The sequence below is a fragment of the Adhaeribacter sp. genome, assembly GCF_057359045.1.
This window is the reverse complement of sequence record NZ_JBMQUD010000074.1, coordinates 1-8,703: the sequence shown is the minus strand read 5'-3', so window position 1 is coordinate 8,703 and position 8,703 is coordinate 1. Positions and strand designations below refer to the sequence as shown.

Below are 8,703 nucleotides of genomic sequence, written 5' to 3'. Positions count from 1 at the left end.
CTAAACCGGTTCAATGACTAAAGTGATAAACCAAAATATATCAAATTAATTTTGTCCAGGTACTTAAAAAAGAAGATAATGCTGGCTTTATTTTTTAAATATTTTGAAAAGTTTAATCTGGGGGTGAAGTTAGGTGGCAGCGTTTATTAAAGGAGAAGTAAATATTAGGGTAAAACTTTGCAGGGCTGGATGCATAACCCTATAAGGTATTGGTCTTGCATCAGAAATCAGGCGAAGCCCAGTAGAACATTAAGAATATTAACCTAATTCGCCCGGCAGAGAATGCGCCAAAAAAATAGAAGTTAGTTCCTGATTACCAGGAACTAACTTCTAAAAAGGAATATTTATCGGCTTAGTAACCGGGATTTTGCTGCATGTTAGGATTGGCATTTACTTCGCGTAACGGAATGGGCCAGTAAGTATCTTTGGCAGCGATAAACTCGCGGGCTTCTACCTCTACGGGTTTGCCGGTAGCCGGATCAACGGCGCCGTAAACCATACCATTCATTACTTCTTCGCCAATACCCCAGCGCCGGATATCAAAATACCGGATCCCTTCAAAGGCTAATTCTACCTGGCGCTCCCGTCTTACCAAATCCCGCATTTTAGCCTGGGAATTATAACGGGTTACATCTACTACCGGCATTTTAGCCCGGGTCCGGATATCGTTCAGGTGGGTATATACGTCCGGATGATTCCATTCGCCTAATTCAACCAAAGCTTCCACGTAATTCAGGAGCACTTCGGCGTAACGGATTACCATAAAGTCCAGGTTTCGGGTAGAGGTAGCATCGCGTACATCCAGGTACTTGCGTACCCAGAAACCCGTAGCCGTAGACTTTTGTAAACCAATCCGGTCGACGTTGGTAACGGCCTGGTTAAAAGGGTTAGGGCGGTAGTTAGCCCGTACCGCAAATAATTCGTTCGGGGCAATTACCGAAGCCGCTAAGCGGGGGTCACGGTTATCTTTGTAATTAGGATTAGCCATGTAAATAGCCGCTGAATCGGGGCCTAATTCAAAAATGGTTTTGCCTTGCTTTGTTTCAAAAGCATTTACAATGGCGGCGGTCGGCGACACATACGTAGAAGGGGTACCACCGCTACCTTGCGGGGCAAAATTTACCCAGGCCGCCGAAGCGCCGTTCTCAGACCGAACAATCATTTCTTTATTTATTTCGGCCGCGTAGGTAAATAAAGTACTATAGCTGTTTACAGCTGCATTGGTGTTACGGTATAATTGGTACTCACGCGAGTCGATTATTTTCTTGGCGGCATCGCGCACCAGCGCATAATCTTTGATGTGCAAACCCAAACGCGTTAAGTAAGCCCAGCAAGCGCCGCTGTTAATCCGGTTAAAATCGGTAGAGAATTGCGAAGCTCTGGGTAAATGTTCGGCGCAGGCGGTTAACTCGTCCCGGACAAATTTTGCTACTTCGGCCTCAGTATTCCGGGACAACTGGTTCTCGTTGGGGAGTACTACTTTATCTACAATCGGAACGCCGCCGTAAAGCTGTAATAACTCAAGATGAAAGATAGCGCGCAGGGCGCGGGCTTCGTAGCGTTGCTGGGTCTTGGTAGAGTCGTCGAGGAATATTTTCTCAGAAAACTGCAGAAAACGATTGGCCCGACGGATGTGCAGGTAATTATGGCTCCAAAGGTTGACTGATTTCCCCCAGTTAGCATTGTGGCTACCTCGGGTAAACTCTTCCCAACCGGCATCCAAACGTATCACGGCTTCATCGCTAAGCACCGAAAACTGACCTTGGTTTTTGGTAGCGCTGTAAGGGTTTACCCCGCCCATCCGGCCGGCATATACGGTGTTTAAGGCCGTCATACCGTTGGTAGGCGCATCCCACCAACCTTCATCGGTAATATTTAAAGGATCGTCTTCGGTTAAATAATCCTCACACCCACTTACCAGCGGCATGGCCGCCAGCAACAAGATATATATAAAATATTTTTTCATAAATCTTCTTATTAAAATTTAAGGTTAAAGCCAAGGGTATACACTTTCATAACCGGGTAAGTCCATTCGTGGCCTTGTGACTCAGGGTCGATTAACTTTAATTCGCTCCAGGTAAATGGATTTTGGGCATTTACGTACACACGACCACCAGCAATACCGGCTCTTTGTAACCATTCGCTGTGGAAGTTATAACCTAACTGTAAAAACTTAATGCGGGTATAAGCCCCATTCCGGAACCAGAAATCAGAAAATAATTTGTTAGAACCAGAGTTAACCAACAGGCGCGGAAATTCCGCATCGGGTCTTTCGGGGGTCCAATAATTTTTACTAAAGTATTCAGAAGGTATACCGCCATCGGCACTCTCGTCTAAAGGACGGGCGTGCATAGAGTTGTAATAGGTTGCTCGGCGGCCGGCCCCTTGAACCAACATTTCAAAATCGAAACGCTTAAATTTAGCGCCAAAGTTGCCGAAATACACGGTTTTAGGGTCAACAAACTGGTTTAAAACTTTTAAGTCAGTAGAAGTGATTTCACCGTCTCCATCCTGATCCACATATTTAATGTCGCCGGGTTGCTGGCCGGCAAATACCGGTACCAGGGGTTTTCCTTCGGCATCAAAATCGGTTTGTTGTAATAAACCATTAGAGGCGTAGCCATAATAACTGCGGATAGGGTCGCCGACGTTATGTACCGAAGAACCACTGATGTAAGGTGCGCCAGGGCCTAATTTTTCGATCCGGTTCTGGTTGTAAGTAAAGCCCGGCTTAATGTAAAAAGTAAAATCTTTGTTTATTTTTTCGTTGTAGTTCAAAGAAATTTCATAGCCCCGGTTTCTTACTTCGCCTCCATTTAAAGGTGGTGTGCTGTTAAAACCACCTACGTACGAAATGGGCGGCGACATTAACAGGTTGGTAGTCAACTTATCGTACCAGTCAATGGTAAGTTCTAATTTATTGTTTTTGAATAAGCCAATATCAGCCCCTACGTTAATCATATTTACCGTTTCCCAGGTAATATCAGGGTTACCCAAACGGCCTTCTACCCCATCGGTACCAATTAAGCTTTGGTAACGGTAAGCACCAATAGAACCTTCGTTACCCAGTAAACCATAAGAACCACGCAGTTTAAGGTTAGAGAACAAAGTCTGGTTTTGCATAAAGTCTTCGTTATGTACGTTCCAGCCTACAGCTGCCGAAGGGAAGAAACCCCATTTGTTGCCCGGACCAAATTTAGAAGATCCGTCGCCCCGCATGGTTACTTCAAATAAGTAGCGGTCTTTAAAAGAGTAGTTGGCTTTGGCATAACCCGACAATATTTTTATTTTTTCCCAGGGGCCATTGCCGCGCTCATCCTGAGAATAACCGGCCAGCATAAATAAATAATGGTCGCCTTTGTCAATAGTATAATCTAAGTTAGCTGCGGCATAATAAGCTGTATTTCTAAATTGGGAAGAGCCCCGGTCGGCAGCCCAAGCTTGCAGATGAGCGCCGGTAAAGTGATCGTAGAAGTTATAGGGGTCGCGGTTACGCTGGGTAACTCCACTGTTTATTTTAAAGCTAAACTGACCATTAAAGTTTAAGTTGGGTAAAATGCCCCATTTAGGCTGTACGTTAATAACGGCATTGTCCTGGCCATCACCTTGCCAACCGCCTTTTTCAGCATAAGCCACCGGGTTAACAATATCGGCATAACGGCCATAAATGGCGCGGCCATCGCGATCCGGGTAACGAGATACCACGGTGGGCGGCACCCGGAAAACATCTTGCAGCATACGGTTACCACCGGTACCGTTAGGCCGCAAAGGCTGGCGGTTATAAGCTTTAATGGCCAAGGCATCGAGGTACAAAGTAAATTTCTCGCTCAGCGATACAGAAGTATTGGCCCGGATATTAAACTTTTTACCATCGTTTACCGGCAGCATGCCTTTTTGGTAAAGATACGTACCGGTAAAAGCAAAGCGGGCCGTGCTGTTACCACCCGATACCCCGAGGGTATGGCTGGTCATGGGAGCCGTTTTATCCAGAATCAGTTTTTGCCAGTTGGTGTTTGGATATAAAAGTGGGTCTTCACCCGAAATAGTTTTCTGAATATAATCTTCGGAAAATAAAGGCTGACGGCCTGAGTTTACCTGGGCTTCGTTGTACATCCGGGCATAGGTAGGGGCATTTACAATTTCGGGCATATAGGTAGGCGTTTGTACCCCGGCGTAGCCATCGTACCGTACCGATATTTTACCGGGCACACCGCGCTTGGTGGTAACCAGTACAACCCCGTTGGCCGCCCGCGAACCGTAAATAGCTGCTGCTGCCGCGTCTTTTAAAACGGTAATACTTTCAATAGTAGCCGGGTCCAAATCATTCATATCCATGGGCACGCCATCTACCAAAACAAAAGGTTCTGGTAAGCTTAAGTTACTGTTACCCCGAATTACAATTTTAGCCACATCGGTACCGGGTAGACCAGAACCTTGGGTAACATTAATACCGGTTACGCCACCCTGTAAAGCCTGTGATAATTGCGTAATGGGCTTACCCTCCATTTGGGTAGCCACATTTAACGAAGATACGGCACTGGCTACGTGCTTTTTCTGCTGCTCCGAAAAGCCCACTACTACTACCTCATTCAGCGCCGAAACTTCTTCTTTCAGGGAAATACTCAGGTTGTTAATGTCGTTCTTAACCACATATTCTACGGGGTTAAAACTGATCATAGAGAAAACGAGTACATCACCTTTCTTAGCTTTAATCGTAAAGAAGCCTTTCTCGTCGGTGGTAGTACCGGTATCGGTGTTTTTAATTCTGATGGTGGCACCAGGCAACGCTACTGGCGGCTCGGAGGTACTATAAACCGTACCTCTAATAGTAACAACTTCTTGTTGCGGCAGTGCAGTAATGTTGGCTTTTACCCGGCTGTTTACTTTACTGCTGGCTAATGCCGGGGCGGTGTTGCCCCAGGAAAATAAAGCGTAAAATAGCAGAAAACAGCCTCCGCTGGAAAGCCTGCTAACTTTAGTAAAAAATGGATTCATATAATTTTTATTAGGTTGGTTATTTTATTTAAAGGGTATGCACAACATTCCGTTTGTTCATACACTGGGCCAATTGTGGCTACAAATGTTTAGTGCTTTCTTTTATTTTTGCATAGGCATCTTAAAAAGGTTAAAAATGAGTTTAAAGGTTTTATAGGTTGGGATTAAACAATATTAAAAATTTGGAGTATAGGCTTTTACCCAGCATAGCTACCCTTGGGGGCTGGCAACTATCAGTTTTATTAAATTCTTGCTTACTTTTATACTATTCCTGCAGAGTAATGGGCAGGCTTTTGCTTGCTGCTATTACTGCAGCGTTGTTTTATAATTAAAAGCGTTGTTTACCTGGTGTATAAGTATTTTGCTATTCTTAACTAGTAAACAAGTCTAAAATCCTATTATTTTGGGAAAAGCAAAGCCAGGGCGCTAATTTTTAGCTATTAGCGCCGGCTTGTTGGGGAGTATGTTCTCTTTACTTAATTCTCTTATTACTTAGTTCTTAGTTTATGCCCGGAAACGGCATAATAGAAAATAAACAGATAGCAGGGCACCATTATCCAGTAGGCTTGCTGGGGATCAATAACATCGGCCAGTAAACCATAAATTAGTGGCAGCACCGCGCCTCCGGCAAGGGCCATAATCAAAAACGAAGAACCAATTTTAGTAAAACGTCCTAAGTCGGCAATGGCTAAAGGCCAGAGAGCCGGAAAAATTAAAGAGTTGGCTAAACCTAAAAGGGCGATAAAGAGCACCGAAGAGAAGCCATCGGAGAAAATAGCGGCCAAGGTAAACAAAAAGCCTACTACCGCACAAATTTTAAGGGCGGTCTCTTGTGAAAGGAATTTCGGGATACTAACAATACCAACAAAATACCCTACAATCATGGCAACTAAGGTACAGGTTGTAAAGAATTTAGCTGAAGATAGCTCAATACCTTGGGATGCACCGTAGCTAATAACCGTATCGCCGGCCATAACCTCTACGCCCACATAAAAGAACATGGCCAAAGTACCTAAAACCAGGTGCGGGAATTGCAGAATGCTTTTTTTGTTGGTGTTAGCCGCCGAAACAGCCGCATCTTCCTGGTCAGTATCAATTTCAGGCAAAGACGAGAAGTAAACAATTACCGCTAAAACCACCAATACACCAATCATTATCAGATAAGGCGTAACTACGCGTGCAGCCAGGGCATCTAACTCCGCAGCTTTTTGCGCCAAGTCCATGCTTGCCAGCCGGTTTACCAAGGCATCGGCATCTTTCAGGGCAATAGCACCCAAAATGATAGGGGCCAAAGCACCCGCTACTTTATTACAAATACCCATTACGCTAATGCGTTTGGCCGCACTTTCGCGCGGGCCCAATATGGTAATGTACGGGTTAGCCGCCGTTTGCAATACCGCTAAGCCGGTACCCTGCACAAACAGACCTAATAAAAATAAGCTGTAAGTACGGGTAAGCGCCGCCGGAATAAAAATTAAAGCGCCTAAAGCCATTACCACCAAGCCAGCCGACATCCCTCGTTTAAAACCTGTTGCTTTTAAAACCCAGGCCGAAGGAATAGCCATAACCAGGTAAGCAATATAAAAGGCAAACGCTACCAGGTACGACTCGAAATTATTTAACTCGCACGCTATTTTGAGGTACGGAATTAAAACCGAATTTAACCAGGTTACAAAACCAAAAATAAAGAAAAGGGCACCTATAATAATAATAGGTCGCGAGTCATTTTTATTAACGGAGGGTTCCGGCTTAGCAGACTGCTGGTACTCGGCAATTTTTGTCATAACGATTAATTTGGTTGGTGTTTATATTATATCTTTCTGTAAATTAATTTCTTGCTCTAAACGCAACTGACACAAAGCGCCTGCGCCCAGTACTGCCACGTTCTCTATTGCCGATGGTTTAATCTGGAATTTATCCAGCACCGTTTTAAAAGGAAATTCCTGAATACCGGCTTCCAGCGCATCTTTAAAATAAGCGTAAGCCTTGCTAATAGAACCACCTAAAAATATTGCTTCCGGCGAAAAAGCAAATAATATTATTTTAACCGCCTGACTTAAATGCCGGCCAAACTGGTTATACATCTCTAAGCCATGGGCATCGCCCTGACTAGCCAGCGCCAATACTTCGGTACCATCAAGCCCAAACTGCTGCTGAAAAAATTTGCCACTGCAATAATCTTCCAGGGTTTTATCCAGGTAAGGTATGCTGCCAAACTCGCCGGCACTGGAAAGTGTGCCCGAATATAAATTATTGTTGGCAATTATACCGCCGCCAAAACCGGTACCCAAGGTTAAACCAATAACATTTTTACATTCTTGTGCCTGCCCATACAACTTCTCGCCGAGGATAAAGCAATTGGCATCGTTGGTAATAAATACCGGCTTATCAAAATATGCTTCCAGGTTTTCTTTTAAAGGTACTTTTTTCCAGGACGGAATATTTTGTACCTGGTAAATGACACCCTCTTTCTCATCAATCAGGCCGGGAGCTCCTACGCCAATGCCCACCACTGTTTCGTCCATTAATTGTTCAATACCGGCAATAATATGGTTTATTATCTGGTCTTGAGACGCCTGTGCCAGCGTGGGTAATTTAATCTGGTTAATTATTTCGCCGGCTTGTATTAAGCCGATTTGTATTTTGGTTCCTCCAATATCAATTCCAATAATTTTGTATGACTCCATGCTTCTTGTTTGTTCAAATATTTCTTTTGCTCTTCTGATTTGCCGTTTTAAAATAACTGCAAATATTCATCTACTTATAGTTTTAGCATGTAATCAAGTAAAACGCTTTTATTAAATAAAACTTCCTGCATATTACATGGGTAAATATTCTCTTAACCGGCCACTTAAAAATATTATTGCCGGTGAGGTCCTAGTATAATACACCAGCCAAAACTAGTTATAAACCGCTGCCTAAAAAGTTAAGTAAATGTTAATTAAGTTTCCATTTTACAAAAGCTTCCATGGCTTCGTAATTGGCTAAACCTAATTTATTGTAATTATTGGCTGTTTCGCGGTTACGTTCCTCGGCGCGCACCCAAAACTCCCGCGCATCATCGCCGGGGAAAACGGGCGTATCTTTCTGCGACTGGTGTTTAAAGATGGCGTGGCGCTTACGCAACACTTCCTGCGGCGACAATGGCACCGCCATTTCTATCTCGTGTGTTTCAAACTCGTGCCAGGCACCCCGGTACATCCACAACCAGCAATCGTTTACCCATTCCTCTGTTTCGCGTAAGCGTTTTAAGGCTTCGGTTACAATATTAAAACAAACAATGTGGGTGCCGTGCGGGTCAGCAAAGTCGCCGGCCGCATATACCTGGTGGGGTTTTACTTTTTGCAATAACGCCATGGTAAGCTGCACATCGGCATCAGTTACGGCATTTTTCTGGGTTTTGCCAGTTTCGTAAAAAGGCAAAGCCATAAAGTGGATGTGGTCATCGTCTAAGCCGGCATACCGCGCACCCGCAATGGCTTCCGTTTTGCGAATGTAACCTTTTACATTCCGAATCTCCTGCGTATCTACCTGGTTGGGCTGTTTTTGCTCTATAAAACGCCGCATATCGGCGTAGATGGTTTTGAGCTGAGAATTGCAATTACAGATGCTTTCTTCAAAATCGATGGTAAACTCCATGTACCGCAGCACATCATCATCCCAAACAGCAGTATTGCCCGATGTCTGATACGCCACATGCACCTGGTG

The 8,703-nt window shown here is 44.4% G+C and carries 4 protein-coding genes and 1 pseudogene; all 5 read right to left on the bottom strand.

Going from position 1 to position 8,703, the window contains the following annotated elements:
* Positions 1-352: 352 nt before the first annotated feature.
* Positions 353-1,966 (bottom strand): RagB/SusD family nutrient uptake outer membrane protein, encoded by a 1,614-nt coding sequence (locus ACO1R6_RS11795; protein ID WP_486264976.1) that lies wholly within the window; start codon positions 1,964-1,966, stop codon positions 353-355.
* 11 nt (positions 1,967-1,977) lie between these two features.
* Complete coding sequence (locus tag ACO1R6_RS11790) at positions 1,978-4,995, bottom strand: SusC/RagA family TonB-linked outer membrane protein (protein WP_486264974.1); 3,018 nt, start codon at positions 4,993-4,995, stop codon at positions 1,978-1,980.
* A gap of 488 nt (positions 4,996-5,483) precedes the next feature.
* Complete coding sequence (locus tag ACO1R6_RS11785) at positions 5,484-6,779, bottom strand: sugar MFS transporter (RefSeq protein ID WP_486264972.1); 1,296 nt, start codon at positions 6,777-6,779, stop codon at positions 5,484-5,486.
* 21 nt (positions 6,780-6,800) lie between these two features.
* Entirely contained in the window at positions 6,801-7,682 is an 882-nt protein-coding gene (locus ACO1R6_RS11780; protein WP_486264970.1) for an ROK family protein, read from the bottom strand.
* 250 nt (positions 7,683-7,932) lie between these two features.
* Positions 7,933-8,703, bottom strand: a pseudogene (locus ACO1R6_RS11775) (glucosamine-6-phosphate deaminase); the annotation flags it as partial.